Here is a 14,941-nt window from a genome sequence, read left to right on the forward strand (position 1 = left end):
GTCTTTGACGACTGTAGAGACGCTACAGTCGATTGATCTAATCAACCATTCCCCGGGCTAACCCCAGATGAGCGCCACGCCCCGCCGTCCGCTGGACGACCTGCTGCTGTACCGGCTGTCGCGGCTGCTGTCGGTGGCGGGCAGCATGGTGATCCGGCTCTGCGAGGGGCGCTTCGGTATCACGCGGCGCGAATGGCGGCTCGTGGCCACGCTCGCGAGCCGCGGCGAACTGAGCTCGTCGGCGCTCGCCGAGCATGCGCAGCTCGACCGGGCGCGCACCTCCAAGGCGGTGGGTTCGCTGGTCGCGAAGCAGCTGGTCTCGCGCACCGCGCGCGCGGGCGACCGGCGGCAGGTGCGGCTGGGCCTCACCGATGCCGGGCAGGCGCTGTACGAGGCACTCTTTCCGCTGGTCACCGCGATCAATGCCGAGCTGCTGGGCGCGCTCGATGCGGACGAAGCGCAGCGCTTCGATGCCGCGCTGCACCGGCTGCAGGCGAAGGCCGAGCGCATGGTCGAGGAAGCGGTGCTGCCCAAGGCCGACCGCGGCCGCCGCGGCGCGGCTGCGGTCAATCCACCTTCATCCCGGTCGCCTTGACGATGCGGCCGTAGCGCGCCCGGTTCGCCGCCAGCCGGTCGGCGGCGGCGGCGCCGGTTTCGGCGAGCGGCACCATGTCGAGCGTGGCCAGGCGCGACCGCAGTTCGGGCAGCGCGAGTGCCTTCGCGAGCGACTGGCGCAGCGTCTGCAGCACCGGCTCGGGCGTGGCGGCGGGCACCATCGCGAGGTAGAGCACCTCGAACTCCATGTCCTTCAGGCCCAGCTCGCCGACGGTCGGCACTTCGGGCAGGAGCGGCGAGCGCTGCCGGCCCGTGACCGCCAGCGCCCGCAGCTTGCCGGCCTGCAGCTGAGGCAGCAGGCCCGGCGTGGCGAGGATGCCGGCCTGCACTTCGCCGCCCATCAGCGCCAGCACCGCGGGCGCGTTGCCCTTGTAGGGCACGTGCGTGATCTTCGCGCCGGTCGCGCCCGCGAAGATCTCGGCCGCGATGTGGCCCGGGCTGCCGTTGCCGGCCGAGCTGAAGGTCGCGGGCTCGGCCTTCGCCTGCGCGACGAACTCGGGCAGCGTCTTCGCCTTGACGCCCTGCGACACGCCGAAGCTCAGGCCCGAGGAGCTGAAGATCATCAGCGGCTTCAGATCGCCGGGCGCGAACGGCATCGCGGCGTAGAGGTGCGGATTGATGGTGAAGGTGCTGTCGATGCCCAGCAGCACCGTGTAGCCGTCGGCGGGGCTCTTGGCCACGAGGTCGGCGCCGATGTTGCCGCCCGCGCCGGGGCGGTTGTCGACCACGAAGGGCTGCTTCAGTTCCTTCTGCAGCACGTCGCCGAGCGCGCGCCCGAGGATGTCGAGCGGCCCGCCCGCGGGAAAGTTGGTGACGAACTTCACCGGTTTCGCGGGATAGGCCGCCTCGGCCAGCGCGCTCGCGGGGCCCAGGCCGAGGCAGAACGCCGTGCAGGCCGCGGCGGCGAGCGCCAGCCGGCGCGGCATGCCCGGGGCGCCGGTTTTCTGCTGCTGTCGCGGGGTCTTCTTCGGGATGGCGGCGTTCATGTCGTGCTTGTCTCCTGTCGCGGCACTCTAGGAGGGACGCCGGACGCGCACAACTGAAAGCTCTTCCGGCAGCTATTCCGGATGGTTATATTTGAACGGCCATCTCACAGGGGAAGACGGATGTCAGCCATGAACTTTGCGCGGCTCAAGCTGCGCCACCTGCAGTGCCTCGTGATGGTGGCGCAGGAGCGCAACCTCGTGCGTGCGGCGGAGGCGCTGTCGCTGACGCAGCCGGCGGTGTCCAAGACGGTCGCGGAGCTGGAGGAGATCGTCGGCCGGCAACTGCTGGTGCGCCGTCGCCGCGGCGTGGAGCTCACGCCGGCGGCCGAGGTGCTGGTGCGCCACGCGGTCTCGGCGATGCGCGGACTGCGCGAGGGCCTGGGCCTTGCCATGGACCAACCCGAGGCCGACCAGCTGCGGGTGGCGGTCGGCGCCTTGCCGAACATGGCGGCCAACCTGCTGCCGGAGGCGGTGGCGCGGCTCAACGCGGCGCATCCGTCGCTGCGCGTGCGCGTGGTCAGCGGCACCAACGCGCAACTGATGACGCAGCTGCGCCAGGGCGAGATCGACCTCGTGCTCGGCCGGCTCGCGCAGGCGTCGGCGATGGCCGACCTGGCCTTCGAGCAGCTCTACAGCGAGCCGCTGCTGCTCGTGGTGCGGCCCGGCCATCCGCTCGCGGCGCGCCGCCGGCCCACGCTCGACGCGCTGGCCGCGCATCCGCTGGTGCTGCCGGTCTCGGGCACGCTGATCCGGCACATGGCCGATGCCTTCCTGATCGCGCAGGGCATGGCGCTGCCCCGTCGCCTCGTGGAGGCCACCGACACCAGCTTCGTGGTCGGGCTGCTGCAGCGCTCCGACGCGGTGTGGTTCGCGCCGCAGGGCGCGGTGGAAGGCTTCATCGCGCGCGGCGCGCTGCGGCGCGTGGCCATCGACACCACGCGCACCGACGGGCCGGTGGGCTTCACCGTGCGGCGCAGCGCCGAACCCGGCGACGGCGCGCGGCTGCTGATCGAGGCGATCCGCGGCATCGTGGCGGCGGATGCGAGACTCGGGCGCTCCGCATGACCCGCCCCACGCAACCCATGGCATCTCCCGCCGGCCCCGCGCCCGATGCGGCCGATACCGCGCCGCAACGCCAGCAGATGGTCGACGCGCTGCGCGGCTTCGCGCTGCTGGGCATCCTGGTGGTCAACATCGCGAGCTTCGCGTCGACCTACTACGGCCTGGGCATTCCGGATCCGATGGACGTCTCGCTCGCCGCCCGCCTGGGCGCCTTCGTCCGCGCCTTCCTGTTCGAAACCAAGTTCTACCTGCTGTTCTCGTTCCTGTTCGGCTACAGCTTCACGCTGCAGATGCGTGCGGCCGAACGCGAGGGCAGCGCCTTCGCGCCGCGCATGGCGCGCCGGCTCGTGGGGCTGTGGGTGCTGGGCGTGTTGCACGGGGTGCTGCTCTACTTCGGCGACATCCTCACCACCTACGCGGTGCTGGGCGCCGTGCTGCTCATGCTGCGCCGGCGCGGCGACGTGTTCCTCGCCTGCGCGGCGATCGCGCTGGTGCTGGTGTTTTCGCTGCTGTGGGCCGGCGTCGGCTACTTTTTCGCGCAAGCGGGCATGGCGGGCGTGGCGGCCAGCGCCTACGACGACGCCGCCGCGGCGCTCGCGGCCTACCGCGGGACGGCCGCCACGGTGATCGCGCAGCATCTGCACGACCTCTCGCAGATCTGGTGGATCACCGGCCTGGTGCAGGCGCCGCAGGCGCTCGCGATGTTCTTCGCCGGCTTCATCGCCGGGCGGCGCGGAATGCTCGCGAACCCCGCGGCGCACCGCGGCCTGCTGCGGCGGGTGCTGGCATGGGGCCTGCTGGTGGGCGTGCCGGGCGCGCTGGCCTACGCCTATCCCACGCTGCGGGCGAACGACGCGGTGCGCGAGATCCAGGGCCTCGCGGTCACGCTGCTGACGGCGCCGTTCCTCTCGGCGGCGTATGCGGCCGGCATGCTGCTCCTGTTCCAGTCGGCGCGCGGCGCCTGGCTGGCGCGGCTGCTCGCGCCCGCGGGCCGCATGGCGCTGTCGAACTACCTGCTGCAGTCGCTGGTCTGCGCCTGGCTCTTCCTGGCCTACGGGCTGCGGTGGATCGGCACCGTCGGTCCGCTCGCGAGCCTGGGCATCGCCTTCGTCATCTTCGCGGGCAACCTGGTGCTGAGCCGGTGGTGGATGAGCCGCTTCGCCTACGGCCCGGCGGAGTGGCTGCTGCGTGCGTTCACCAACCTCCGGCGGCCGCCGCTGCGGCGGCGCCACCGCGCGGGGGATCAGCGCGCCGGCGCGGCTTCCTGACCCGGCAGGCCGCCTGCGCGCGCGGCCTGCGCGGCCTCGCCCTCGAAGCGCATCTTCGGCAGGAACTGCGGGTACTCGCGCTGCACGAAGTCGATCAGGCCCTCGCGCACCGTGCAGCGCAGGTCGAAGGCCAGGCCCGACGTCGCGGCGGTGCAGAGCACGCGGACCTGCATGGTGCGCTCGGTGGCGTCGGTCACGCGCAGGTTGAAGAAGCGGCCGTCCCATTCGGGCGCGGCCTTGACGATGCGCTCGGCCTCCTCGCGCAGCGGGCCGAGCGGCATGCCGTAGTCGAGGTAGAGGAAGACCGAGCCGAGCAGCTGCGCCGAATGCCGCGTCCAGTTCTGGAACGGCTTCTCGATGAAGTAGCTCAGCGGCAGGATCAGCCGCCGGTCGTCCCAGATCTTCAGCACCACGAAAGTGCCGGTGATCTCCTCGACGCGGCCCCATTCGCCCTCGACCACCAGCACGTCGTCGATGCGGATCGGCTGCGCGAGCGCGATCTGCAGGCCGGCGATCAGGTTGCTGAACACGGGCTTGGCCGCCAGGCCCGCCACGATGCCGATCACCCCGGCCGAGGCCAGCAGGCTCGCGCCGACCTGGCGCGCGCCCGGAAAGGTCATGAGCATCATCGCGCCGCCGGCCACCAGCACGATGCTGATGGCGGTGCGAGAGAGCACGCGCGTCTGCGTCAGCACGCGCCGCGCCTGCAGGTTGTCGGACACGTCGTAGGGATGCTTCGCGAGCACGCCGTCGGCGAAGCCGCTGATGGCGCGCGTGGCGAGCCAGGTGGTGGCGGCGATCAGCAGCAGGCCGTTCAGATGCCGCACGCTGCCGATGAAGCGCAGGTCCTCGGGCGCGGCCTGGAACACCATCAGCAGCGCGATCAGCGGCAGCACCAGGCGCGCGGGCGCATGGCAGGCGAGCACCGTCGAATGCAGCGCGGGCGCCGGGCGGGTGATCCGCTTCAGAACCAGGCCGCCGACGCGGTGGACCAGCAGCGCAAGCGGAACGGCGATGAGAACGGCAATCCAGGTGCCGAACCAGGGATGGGCGAGGATCTCTTGTTTCATCAGGCGGGGATGGTCTTCGCGGCGGTGGTCTCGTGCAGATGTTGAAGAATGCGCGCCGCGTCGTCGCGCAGCTGCGTGGAGAGGGCCGTGGCCAGGTCGAGCCGGCGCAGCAGCCAGGGGCTGATGTCGTTGTCGAAGGGATCGGGCAGCGGGATCGGACCGCCGACGGTGGTCGAACCCGGACTCTCGGGCTGCGAGGGGCCGGTGGTCGGCAGCGTTCCGATCGCGGCCTCGATTCTTTGCGCGGTGCGGCCGATCGGTCCCTCGACCTCGCTCGGCGTGAGCCGGTCGCGCCGCAGCACGAGCATCGACTTGACCGCGCTGAGCTGCGCGAGCAGCTGGTAGCTGTGCGCCTGCAGGTGCTCGAGCGGCTCGAGCGGCGGCTGCACCGCGCGCGGCTCGGAGAGCGAACGCTGCGTGGCCTGCACCAGCGCCGAGAGGCTGTCGTAGGCCTCGCGGCGCGCGAGCCGCCATTCGAGCTCGGGGCTGCTGTCGATCGCCTTCAGCTGGCCGAGGCCGAGCGCGAGCCGCGCATGGCGCGCCTGCGCGGTCAGCACGCGCGCCACCAGCGCCGGGATCTGGCCGCGCTCCCACGAAGGCAGCACGTAGCAGAAGCCCCACGCGAGCGCGGCGCCGATCAGCGTGTCGGCGATGCGCTCGAACAGCGCGAAGATCGGCGCGGTGCCGGTGTTGAGCATGTGCGCCTGCACCAGCCCCAGCACCGTGGCCGCCACCGCGGTGATCAGGTAGCGCCGCACGGCGAAGCTGTGGGCGATGGCCTGCGACACCGTGACGATGGCCAGCAGCGCGAGCGGCGACGGGTGCGCCGCCAGCAGCCCCACCGCGAGCACGCTGCCCAGCAGCGTGCCGGCGACCCGGTGGTTGCGCCGCTCCAGCGTCTGCGAAAGGCTGCCGCGCAGCACCACCACGATGGTCAGCAGGATCCAGTAGTCGTGCGAGCCCCAGGGCAGGGAGACCGCGATCAGGTAGCCCGCCGCGATGGCGAGCGCGGCGCGGATCGCATGCCGCAGCGGCGGCGCGTCCCAGCGCCACAGCGTGAGGAAGGGCCGGATCGACCAGTCGGTGGGGCTCACGAAGAGCTGCCAGTTGGCGCGCACCACCGCGAGGTCGGGCTGCGCATCGCCGCGCGCCATCGCCGACAGGCGCAGCACCTCGTCGTTGATGTGGCCGATGCGGCTCGCGAGGCCGCGCGCGAGCATGGCGGCATTCGGGCCGGGCAGGCCGTGGCCGGGCGCATGGTCCTCGCCCGCGAGGTGGATCGCGGCGAGCCGCGGCCTGCGGTCCGCCAGCGCCTCGGGCTGGCGGCGCAGCAGCAGCGCATCGCCGAGGGCCGCGGTGTCGTCGGCGAGCTCCTCGAGCACGCGGCGCATTTCGATCAGCGCCTCGGCATGGTCGGGATGGCTCTTGAGCGCATCGAGGTCGAGCTCGCTCGCGAGCAGCTGGTCGCGCATCTCGAGCACGATCACCAGCATCGCCGCCAGCCGCTGCCGGCGCGGCGTGCGCGGCGATTCGAGCACGATGTCGCGCGTCGCCTGCAGCTGGTCCGCCAGCGCCGCCTGCTCGCGCAGCAGCCGGCCGAGCAGCGGCGCGGGCGTTTCGCGCACGTCGCTGGTGTCGTCGCGCGGCGTGAACTGGCTCGCCTCGGTGCGCATGAGCGCGGCAAGGGAATACAGCACGTCCGAGATCGACTGCGTGCGCAGGCGGCCGTTGAGCGCGTGGCTGGCCAGCGTGGCCCAGAGCACGTAGAGCGCGGCACCGAGGCCGAAATGCCAGGTGCGCTCGAGCGCCTCGGCCATGCCGCTGGGCGCGGGCGTGGCCATCGAGAAGATCATCGAGAACATCACCGCGATCGCGATCGGGATGCCCCGCTTGCCCCAGGCCATGGCCAGGAACGCGACGAAGGTGGCCGGCACCAGCACCAGGCCGAGGCGGATCGGCGCCGTGTGCAGCACCTGCACCAGGAAGAAGAGCGGCAGGCCGATCAGCGGCGCCGGCAGCATCTGGAAGAACTTGCCGCGGCGCGGGCCCGGCAGGTCGGGCGGCGCGGTGACGATCACGCCGACCGCCGCGGTCGAGGCCGCGACGGCGCCGAGCCAGAGGTGCACGCCGGCCGAGATCAGCAGCAGGCCGACCGCGACCGTGAGGCCGCTCGCAACGTAGTGGCTCAGCACCACGCGCAGGGCCTCGCGGCCCCAGGCGCCGTGCGCCGCGTCGGCCTGGCCCCCCATCACCGCCCGTCGGCCTCGCCTTCGGAGGCGCCGCCCGCGGCCGGCGCGTCGCGGCGCACGCGGGTGAGCTTGCGCGGTGCCGGGGCCGCGGCGGGCGCCGCTGCGGCCGCATCGCCCTCGAGCGGGGCGGCCGGCAGGTCGGGCACGGTGCTGCGCGCGTAGAGGTCGGCCGAGGCTTCGCCTTCGGGCTTGGTCGAGGCCGACACGGCGCGCACGCGGTCGCTGGCGCGCAGCTTGTCGTCGAGGCCCGCGAACTTCGAGTACTTGGCGAGCAGCGGCACCAGTTGGCCGTAGACGCGCGGCGCACCGGCCAGGCATTCGCGCTGGTCGAGGAACTCGGGCTCGCCCGTGAAGTTGCCGATCAGGCCGCCGGCCTCGGTGACCAGCAGCGAGCCCGCGGCCACGTCCCAGGGGTTGAGGCCGGTCTCGAAGAAGGCGTCGGTGAAGCCCGCCGCCACGTAGGCCAGGTCGAGCGCCGCGGCGCCGGGGCGGCGCAGGCCCGCCATGCGCGGCATCATGTCGGCCATGATCGCGAGGTACTGCTTGAAGTTGTCGCCGGTGCGGAACGGAAAGCCGGTCGAGACCAGGCATTCGCTGAGCCGGGTGCGCTTCGAGACGCGGATGCGGCGCTCGTTCATGTAGGCGCCGCGGCCCTTGGTGGCGGTGAACAGGTCGTTGCGCGTGGGATCGTAGATCACCGCCTGCTCGATCTTGCCGCGCACCGACAGCGCGATCGAGACGCAGTAGACCGGGAAGCCGTGGATGAAGTTGGTGGTGCCGTCGAGCGGATCGATGATCCAGACGTAGTCCGAATCCTTGGCACCGTGCTGGGTGCCCGATTCCTCGGCCAGGATGCCGTGCCCCGGATACGCGCCGAGCAGCGTTTCGATGATCGCCTGCTCGCTCGCGTGGTCGACTTCGGTGACGAAGTCGTTGACCTGCTTCTGCGAGATGCGCACGGCCTCGACGTCGAGGGCGGCGCGGTTGATGATCGCGCCGGCGGCGCGTGCGGCCTTGACGGCCACATTGAGCATGGGATGCAGGTTGGGGGACGACATTGGATTGTGGGGAAGAACGGCAAAAGGAGCGGCTGGCGCCCCGGCGAGCGGCCCGGCGATGCGGGCGGCGAGAATCGGGGATTTTACCGGCTTGGGCCGTTCCGTGCCTTTCGACCGCCATGCGCACCCGTTTCATCCTGATCCAGACCAGCCACGCCGGCAATGTGGGCGCCGCCGCGCGCGCCATGAAGACCATGGGTTTCGACGACCTCGTGCTGGTCGCGCCGCGCTGGCCCAACGTGCTGCGGCGGGAAGAGACCATCCAGCGCGCGAGCGGCGCGCTCGACGTGCTGGCCAACGCGCGCATCGTGGAGACGCTCGACGAGGCGCTCGACGGCGTGACCCACCTGTGCGCCACCGCCATGATCCCGCGCGACTTCGGCCCGCCCACGCGCAGCCCGCGCGAGCACCTCGAACCGCTCGCGAGGCAGGGGGACCAGCACGTCGCCTTCCTGTTCGGCTCGGAGCGTTTCGGCATGCGCAACGAGGACGTCTACCGCTGCCACGTGGCGCTGAGCATTCCGACCGACCCGGAGTTCGGCTCGCTCAACCTCGGCGCGGCGGTGCAGGTGCTGGCCTACGAATGGCGGCTGGCGCTCGGCGGCTACGCCGTGCGCGATGCCACGGCGCCGGTGCAGGCCGCCGATGCGAAGGCGCTGGCCGGCATGCTCGAACATTGGGAGCGCTCGCTGGTGGAGATCGGCTTTCTCGATCCGCAGGCGCCCAAGAAGCTCATGCCGCGCCTGGCGCAGCTCTTCAACCGCGCGCAGCCCACGCCGGAGGAGATCCACATCCTGCGCGGCATCGCCAAGGCGATGGCGGATGCTGCGAAAGTATCTAAAACCCCATCGTCCGTAAGCGAAGATTCCCGGCCTTAGACTGCCCGGCCCTTTCGATATAACGACAACAAAGGCAGCGATGTTCTCTCGGTTGCGCGCCGACATCCGGTGCATTCTCGAACGCGATCCCGCCGCGCGCAGCGCCTGGGAAGTGATCACGCTCTATCCCGGCTTCCATGCCGTGGTGCTGCATCGCTGGGCGCACGCCTGCTGGACCCACGGCTTCAAGTGGCCGGCCCGCTTCATCGCGCACGTCGCACGCTGGATGACCGGCATCGAGATCCATCCGGCCGCGAAGATCGGCGAGCGGGTGTTCTTCGACCACGCAATGGGCGTGGTGGTCGGCGAGACGGCAGAGATCGGCGACGGCTGCACCATCTACCAGGGCGTCACGCTCGGCGGCACCTCGCTCTACAAGGGCACCAAGCGGCATCCGACGCTGGGCCGCAACGTGGTGGTGAGCGCGGGCGCGAAGGTGCTGGGCGGCTTCGTCGTCGGCGACGGGGCCAAGATCGGCAGCAATGCGGTGGTCATCAAGCCGGTGCCGGCGGGCGCGACCGCGGTGGGCATTCCGGCGCGCATCATCCCGTCGAAGGCGGGCGAGAGCGCCGACGTGGCCGCGCCGCAGAAGTTCTCCGCCTACGGCATCACGCAGGAGGACGATCCGCTGAGCCAGGCGATGCGCGGCCTGATCGACAACGCCGCGAGCCAGGAGCACCAGATCGCGCTGCTCTGGCAGGCGATCGAGAAGCTCTCGGTGCACCCCGGCAGCAAGGACTGCGTGCCCTGCGACGCGGCGCGCGACGAGAGCTTCGAGGCCGAGAAGCTCGCGCAGCTCGTCGGCAAGTAGGCCGCGCGCTTTTTCTCAGCCCGGGCGCTTGGCGCCACCGTGCAGCGAGCCGTGCACGTGGCCCGCATGCCCGCCCAAGGATTCGGCCGCGAGCGCGGCGGTGTCGAGTTCGTGCAGGATGCCGCAGTGCTGCGCCGACTCGCCACCGCGGCATTGTTCGCGCAGCGCCTTCAACTGCTTCTCGAGCGTGCGCAGCTCGGCGATGCGCGCGGCCACGTGGCCGATGTGGTCGTCGAGCAGCCGGTTGACCTCGCCGCAGTCCTCGCCGGGCGCGTCGCGGAAGCGCAGCAGCACGCGGATCTCGTCGAGCGTCATGTCGAGCGAGCGGCAGCGCCGGATGAAGCCGAGGCGCTGCGCATGGCTGTCGTCGTAGATGCGGTAGTTGCCGTCGGTGCGCGCGGGTGCGGGCAGCAACTGCTCGCGCTCGTAGTACCGGATGGTTTCGACCGGCGTGGCCGCGGCCCGGGCCAGCTCTCCGATTTTCATGATGTGCTCACCCAAAAAGAGCGGAAGAAGGCGTTTGACTCTACACCTGCTTCAGGGTTTCCAATCGAATCCATGACGAACCCGAACACCTTGAAGGCCCATGCGCACGGCGGCGAGGCCGCGGCGCCCTCGTGCTGCGGTGGCGGCTGCGGCGCAGCGCCCGCCGCCCCTGCCGCGGGCATCACCGATCTGCCGAACGGCGCGCGGCGCTTCCGCATTCCGACCATGGACTGCGCCGTCGAGGAATCCGAGATCCGCCGCGCGCTCGAGCCGGTGGCGGGCATCCGCAGCCTGCGCTTCCGGCTCGGCGAGCGGACGCTGGCGATCTCGGCCGACGAGGCGGCGCTGCCGGATGCGCTCGCCGCCATCCGCAAGGCGGGCTTCAAGCCCGAGGCACTCGACGATGCGCCGCCCCGCGCCGCGGCGACGGGCGCAGGGCCGGGCGGCCTGGTGAACGGCGAATTCATGCGCCTGCTGGCCGCGCTCCTGCTCGCGATCGCGGCGGAGTCGGTCGCCTTCTTCGCACCCGAGGGCACGGCGTCCACCGTGGCCGAGATGGCACTCGCGCTCGGCGCCATCGCGCTCGCGGGGCTCGACACCTACCGCAAGGGCTTCGCGGCGCTGCTGCGCGGCCGCCTCAACATCAATGCGCTGATGGCCGTGGCCGTGACCGGCGCCTTCCTCATCGGCCAGTGGCCCGAGGCCGCGATGGTGATGGCGCTCTACGCCATCGCCGAACTGATCGAGGCCCGCGCCGTCGACCGCGCGCGCAACGCCATCCAGGGCCTGCTCGCGCTCGCGCCGGAGACCGCGGAGCTCAGGCAGCCCGACGGCAGTTGGCAGGCCGTGAGGGCGGACGCGGTGGCGCTCGACGCGATCGTGCGCATCCGCCCCGGCGAGCGCGTGCCGCTCGACGGCGTGGTGACCGCGGGCGCGAGCGCGATCGACCAGTCGCCGGTGACGGGCGAGAGCATCCCGGTCGACAAGACGGTGGGCGACGCGGTCTTCGCGGGCACCATCAACCAGGCGGCGGCGCTGGAGTTCCGCGTCACCGCGGCGGCCGCCGACACCACGCTCGCGCGCATCATCCATGCGGTCGAGGAGGCGCAGAGCACGCGCGCGCCCACGCAGCGCTTCGTCGACCGCTTTGCCGCGGTCTACACGCCGGCGGTCTTCGTGCTCGCGCTCGCGGTGGCGCTCCTCACGCCCTGGCTCATGGGCTGGAGCTGGCTGCAGGCGGCCTACAAGGCGCTGGTGCTGCTGGTCATCGCCTGCCCGTGCGCGCTCGTGATCTCGACGCCGGTCACGGTGGTCAGCGCGCTCGCCTCGGCCGCGCGGCGCGGCATCCTGATCAAGGGCGGCACCTACCTCGAGGAGGCGCGCCGGCTGCGCGCCGTGGCCTTCGACAAGACCGGCACGCTCACCGAGGGCCGGCCGCGGCTGGTCGCGTCGGCGCTGGTGAATGCGGCCGGCGGCGCCGACGAGCGCGCGGTGTTCGCGATCGCCGCGAGCCTCGCGGCCCGCTCCGACCATCCGGTCTCGAAGGCGATCGCCGAGGGGCTCGCCGCGCAGGATGCGGCGCCGGTCGAGGGCTTCCGCGCGCTGCCGGGCCGCGGCGTGCAGGCCGAGCTCGCGGGGCGCGGCTACGTGCTCGCCAACCACCGGCTGATCGAGGAGAAGGGCCTGTGCAGCCCCGCGCTCGAGGCCGCGCTGAAGGCGCACGAGGAAGCGGGCCGCACCGTCACGCTGCTGGCGTCGGACGAGGCGGTGCTCGCGCTGTTCGCGGTGGCCGACACCATCCGGCCCGCCTCCCGGGCCGCGCTGGCCGAACTGCGCGCGCTCGGCGTCGCGCCCGTGATGCTGACCGGCGACAACGCCGCCACGGCCCGCGCGATCGGCGCACAGGCGGGCATCGACGACGTGCGCGGCAACCTGCTGCCCGAGGAAAAGCGCGATGCGGTGAAGGCGCTGCAGCAGCGCTACGGCAGGGCCGGCATGGCGGGCGACGGCATCAACGACGCACCCGCGCTGGCGCAGGCCGACATCGGCTTCGCGATGGGCGGCGCGGGCACCGACGTCGCCATGGAGGCGGCCGACGTGGTCGTCATGAACGACGACCTGCGCCGCGTGGCCGAGACCATCCGGCTTTCGCGCCGGGCCCATGCGGTGCTGTGGCAGAACATCACGCTCGCGCTCGGCATCAAGGGCGTGTTCTTCGTGCTCGCGGTGTTCGGCAACGCGACCATGTGGATGGCCGTTTTCGCCGACATGGGCGCGAGCCTGCTCGTGGTGGCGAACGGGCTGCGGCTGATGCGCGCGCCCAGGGGCGGCTGAGCGGGAGCGGCGTTCGCCGGCGCGCCGCAGAGCTTCAGGGCGCTGCGCCGAGCTCGTGAAGCGGCTGAAACCGCTCAACCAATGGGCCGACCGCTGGTTCGAGTCCCCCGAACAAAACTAAGATCGGGCGCTTCGCCGCCGCGCCATTCGCCCGTCTCCATGTCCGCCACCTCGCTTCTGCTGCAACTCATCGTCATCCTGAGCACGGCCCGCATCTGCGGCTGGGTGCTGCGCCACGTCGGCCAGCCGAGCGTGGTCGGCGAGATGGCGGCGGGGCTGATGCTCGGGCCGGTGGTCATGGGCGCGCTGTTCCCGGAACTGCATGCCCAGCTGTTCTCCAAGAGCCACCTCGACGGGCTCTCGTCGCTCTCGACGGTCGGCCTGGTGCTCTTCATGTTCGTGGTGGGGCTCGAGCTGCGTGCGACCGAGGGCGTGCGCGCGCAGCTCAAGGCGGCGGGCTACGTGGGCGCGCTCAGCGTCGCGGTGCCGATGGTGCTGGGCATCGCGATCTCGCCGGCGCTGCATCCGGCGCTGGCGCCCGCGGGCACGGGCTTCTGGCCGTTCGCGCTGTTCATGGCGGCGGCGCTCTCCATCACGGCCTTTCCGGTCATGGCGCGCATCCTCAAGGACCGCGGCCTCACGCGCACGCCGTTCGGGCAGCTGTCGCTGAGCGCCGCGGCCGTGGTCGACGTGTTCGCCTGGATCCTGCTCGCGCTGGTGGTCGCGCTGGCCGGTGCGGGCGAGGGCTATGCCGGCCTGCTCAAGACCACGGCCGGCGTGGCGGTGCTGCTGGCGGTGCTGTTCTTCGGCCTGAAGCCGGCCTTCGCGTGGCTGCTGCGCACCCGCGCGCCCGACGGCGAGCCCTCGACCACCGAAATGGCCTCGCTGATGATCGGGCTGCTCGCCTGCGCGCTCGCGACCGAATGGCTGCATCTGCATGCGGTGTTCGGCGCCTTCCTGTTCGGCGCCTGCCTGCCGCGCGACGACCGTCTGCTGCGCTCGCTCACCGAGCGCATCGAGCCGATCTCCATCGTGGTGCTGATGCCGCTGTTCTTCGCGCTCGCGGGGCTCGGCACCACGGCCGACGCCTTTTCGGGCGCGAGCATCGGCGCGATGCTGCTGATCGTCGCCGTGGCCACCTTCGGCAAGCTCGCGGGCGGCGCGATCGGCGCGCGCATGGCGGGCTACGGCTGGCGCGACAGCCTCGCCACGGGCTCGCTGATGAATGCGCGCGGGCTGATGGAGCTGATCGTGATGAAGATCGGCCTCGACGCCGGCCTGATCGGGCCCGAACTCTTCACCATGCTGCTGGTGATGGCGCTCGCCACCACCGCGATGACCGGGCCGCTGATCAACCTGGTCATGGGCCGCGCCAGGCCGGCGGCCGCGGCGCAGGCTCAGGAGCGGTCTTCCAGCACGTAGCCCTGGCCGCGCACCGTGTGCAGCAGCTTGACGGGGAAGGGCTCGTCGATCTTGGCGCGCAGCCGGCGGATCGCGACCTCGATCACGTTGGTGTCGCTGCCGAGCTTGTCCTCCCACACCTGCGCGCTCAGCGCGGCGCGCGAAAGAACCTCGCCCCGGTGGCGCAGCAGCACCGCGAGCAGCGCGAACTCCTTGGCGGTGAGTTCGATGTCCGCCTGGCCGCGCGCGCAGCTGCGGCTGGCGAGGTCCAGTTCCAGGTCCGCGAGCCGCAGCAGGTTGGAGGCCGGCCGCTTGCCGCGGCGCAGCAGCGCCTGCACGCGGGCCAGCAGCTCGGAAAAGGAAAAAGGCTTCACCAGGTAGTCGTCGGCGCCGAGCCGCAGGCCGCTGACGCGGTGCGCGACCCGGTCGCGGGCGGTGAGCACCAGCACCGGCAGGCTGCTGCTGCGGCGGATCGCCTGCAGCACCGCGAAGCCGTCGGCGCCCGGGGACATCACGTCCAGCAGCACCAGCGCATGCCGGCCCTCGGCGGCCAGCAGGCGGCCTTCGGCACCGTCGCGTGCGACGTCGACCGCATAGCCGTTTCCCTCCAGGCCCTGCTTCAGGTAGTCACGCAGCGCCGGCTCACCTTCGATGACAAGGATTCGCATTCAGGAATGTTAGCGATCCGGATGCTCATCGACGGGTGCCGGGCGTCCGTCCGCA

General features: G+C 71.8%; 13 protein-coding genes. 7 read left to right on the top strand and 6 right to left on the bottom strand.

Going from position 1 to position 14,941, the window contains the following annotated elements; all coding sequences use genetic code 11:
• Positions 1-67 precede the first annotated feature (67 nt).
• Entirely contained in the window at positions 68-595 is a 528-nt protein-coding gene (locus M2165_RS17880; protein ID WP_280815928.1) for a MarR family transcriptional regulator, read from the top strand.
• On the opposite strand, the gene M2165_RS17885 is transcribed toward M2165_RS17880, so the two are convergent.
• The gene (locus M2165_RS17885; RefSeq protein WP_280815929.1) at positions 567-1,601 is read right to left on the bottom strand and encodes a tripartite tricarboxylate transporter substrate binding protein; all 1,035 of its coding nucleotides are present in this window, start codon (positions 1,599-1,601) and stop codon (positions 567-569) included. The two genes, M2165_RS17880 and M2165_RS17885, sit on opposite strands and share 29 nt — an antisense overlap.
• 129 nt (positions 1,602-1,730) lie before the next feature.
• Between M2165_RS17885 and pcaQ the strand changes: the two genes are divergently transcribed.
• Together pcaQ and M2165_RS17895 are read left to right on the top strand one after the other, a co-directional pair.
• Positions 1,731-2,666, top strand: coding sequence for a pca operon transcription factor PcaQ (gene pcaQ / locus M2165_RS17890; RefSeq protein ID WP_280815930.1), 936 nt, complete (start codon positions 1,731-1,733; stop codon positions 2,664-2,666).
• 17 nt (positions 2,667-2,683) lie between these two features.
• On the top strand, positions 2,684-3,931 hold the full coding sequence (locus tag M2165_RS17895; RefSeq protein WP_280815931.1) for a DUF418 domain-containing protein: 1,248 nt from the start codon (positions 2,684-2,686) through the stop codon (positions 3,929-3,931).
• On the opposite strand, the gene M2165_RS17900 is transcribed toward M2165_RS17895, so the two are convergent.
• From M2165_RS17900 to M2165_RS17910, 3 genes are read right to left on the bottom strand one after another with little or no spacing between them, the layout of a single operon-like run.
• On the bottom strand, positions 3,907-5,001 hold the full coding sequence (locus M2165_RS17900) for a mechanosensitive ion channel domain-containing protein (protein WP_280815932.1): 1,095 nt from the start codon (positions 4,999-5,001) through the stop codon (positions 3,907-3,909). The two genes, M2165_RS17895 and M2165_RS17900, sit on opposite strands and share 25 nt — an antisense overlap.
• Complete coding sequence (locus M2165_RS17905; protein ID WP_280815933.1) at positions 5,001-7,250, bottom strand: FUSC family membrane protein; 2,250 nt, start codon at positions 7,248-7,250, stop codon at positions 5,001-5,003. Before M2165_RS17905 ends, M2165_RS17900 begins: the two co-directional genes overlap by 1 nt.
• Entirely contained in the window at positions 7,250-8,308 is a 1,059-nt protein-coding gene (locus M2165_RS17910; RefSeq protein WP_280815934.1) for an inositol monophosphatase family protein, read from the bottom strand. Before M2165_RS17910 ends, M2165_RS17905 begins: the two co-directional genes overlap by 1 nt.
• A 119-nt stretch (positions 8,309-8,427) precedes the next feature.
• Here M2165_RS17910 and M2165_RS17915 point away from each other — a divergent pair, with 119 nt between their 5' ends.
• Entirely contained in the window at positions 8,428-9,186 is a 759-nt protein-coding gene (locus M2165_RS17915) for an RNA methyltransferase (protein ID WP_280815935.1), read from the top strand.
• A gap of 19 nt (positions 9,187-9,205) precedes the next feature.
• Positions 9,206-9,997 carry a serine O-acetyltransferase gene (gene cysE, locus M2165_RS17920; RefSeq protein WP_280817569.1) on the top strand — a complete coding sequence of 264 codons (792 nt, stop codon included), beginning with the start codon at positions 9,206-9,208 and terminating at the stop codon, positions 9,995-9,997.
• Between the two features lie 15 nt (positions 9,998-10,012).
• Here cysE and cadR read toward each other — a convergent pair whose 3' ends face one another.
• Positions 10,013-10,483, bottom strand: a complete 471-nt coding sequence (cadR, locus tag M2165_RS17925; RefSeq protein ID WP_280815936.1) for a Cd(II)/Pb(II)-responsive transcriptional regulator — start codon at positions 10,481-10,483, stop codon at positions 10,013-10,015.
• Positions 10,484-10,555: 72 nt separating this feature from the next.
• Between cadR and M2165_RS17930 the strand changes: the two genes are divergently transcribed.
• Entirely contained in the window at positions 10,556-12,817 is a 2,262-nt protein-coding gene (locus tag M2165_RS17930) for a heavy metal translocating P-type ATPase (protein ID WP_280815937.1), read from the top strand.
• Between the two features lie 159 nt (positions 12,818-12,976).
• Positions 12,977-14,239 carry a cation:proton antiporter gene (locus tag M2165_RS17935; RefSeq protein WP_280815938.1) on the top strand — a complete coding sequence of 421 codons (1,263 nt, stop codon included), beginning with the start codon at positions 12,977-12,979 and terminating at the stop codon, positions 14,237-14,239.
• On the opposite strand, the gene M2165_RS17940 is transcribed toward M2165_RS17935, so the two are convergent.
• Positions 14,215-14,886 carry a winged helix-turn-helix domain-containing protein gene (locus M2165_RS17940; RefSeq protein WP_280815939.1) on the bottom strand — a complete coding sequence of 224 codons (672 nt, stop codon included), beginning with the start codon at positions 14,884-14,886 and terminating at the stop codon, positions 14,215-14,217. The two genes, M2165_RS17935 and M2165_RS17940, sit on opposite strands and share 25 nt — an antisense overlap.
• Between the last annotated feature and the right edge of the window lie 55 nt (positions 14,887-14,941).

The sequence above is a fragment of the Variovorax sp. TBS-050B genome (assembly GCF_029893635.1).
Lineage (GTDB): Bacteria > Pseudomonadota > Gammaproteobacteria > Burkholderiales > Burkholderiaceae_C > Variovorax.

Coding starts and splice junctions, on each gene's coding strand:
- M2165_RS17885 (WP_280815929.1), bottom strand. CDS start 1,601: ATGAACGCCGCCATCCCGAAGAAGACCCCGCGACAGCAGCAGAAAACC.
- M2165_RS17905 (WP_280815933.1), bottom strand. CDS start 7,250: ATGGGGGGCCAGGCCGACGCGGCGCACGGCGCCTGGGGCCGCGAGGCC.
- M2165_RS17935 (WP_280815938.1), top strand. CDS start 12,977: ATGTCCGCCACCTCGCTTCTGCTGCAACTCATCGTCATCCTGAGCACG.
- pcaQ (WP_280815930.1), top strand. CDS start 1,731: ATGAACTTTGCGCGGCTCAAGCTGCGCCACCTGCAGTGCCTCGTGATG.
- M2165_RS17940 (WP_280815939.1), bottom strand. CDS start 14,886: ATGCGAATCCTTGTCATCGAAGGTGAGCCGGCGCTGCGTGACTACCTG.
- M2165_RS17910 (WP_280815934.1), bottom strand. CDS start 8,308: ATGTCGTCCCCCAACCTGCATCCCATGCTCAATGTGGCCGTCAAGGCC.
- M2165_RS17895 (WP_280815931.1), top strand. CDS start 2,684: ATGGCATCTCCCGCCGGCCCCGCGCCCGATGCGGCCGATACCGCGCCG.
- M2165_RS17900 (WP_280815932.1), bottom strand. CDS start 5,001: ATGAAACAAGAGATCCTCGCCCATCCCTGGTTCGGCACCTGGATTGCC.
- cadR (WP_280815936.1), bottom strand. CDS start 10,483: ATGAAAATCGGAGAGCTGGCCCGGGCCGCGGCCACGCCGGTCGAAACC.
- M2165_RS17880 (WP_280815928.1), top strand. CDS start 68: ATGAGCGCCACGCCCCGCCGTCCGCTGGACGACCTGCTGCTGTACCGG.
- M2165_RS17930 (WP_280815937.1), top strand. CDS start 10,556: ATGACGAACCCGAACACCTTGAAGGCCCATGCGCACGGCGGCGAGGCC.
- M2165_RS17915 (WP_280815935.1), top strand. CDS start 8,428: ATGCGCACCCGTTTCATCCTGATCCAGACCAGCCACGCCGGCAATGTG.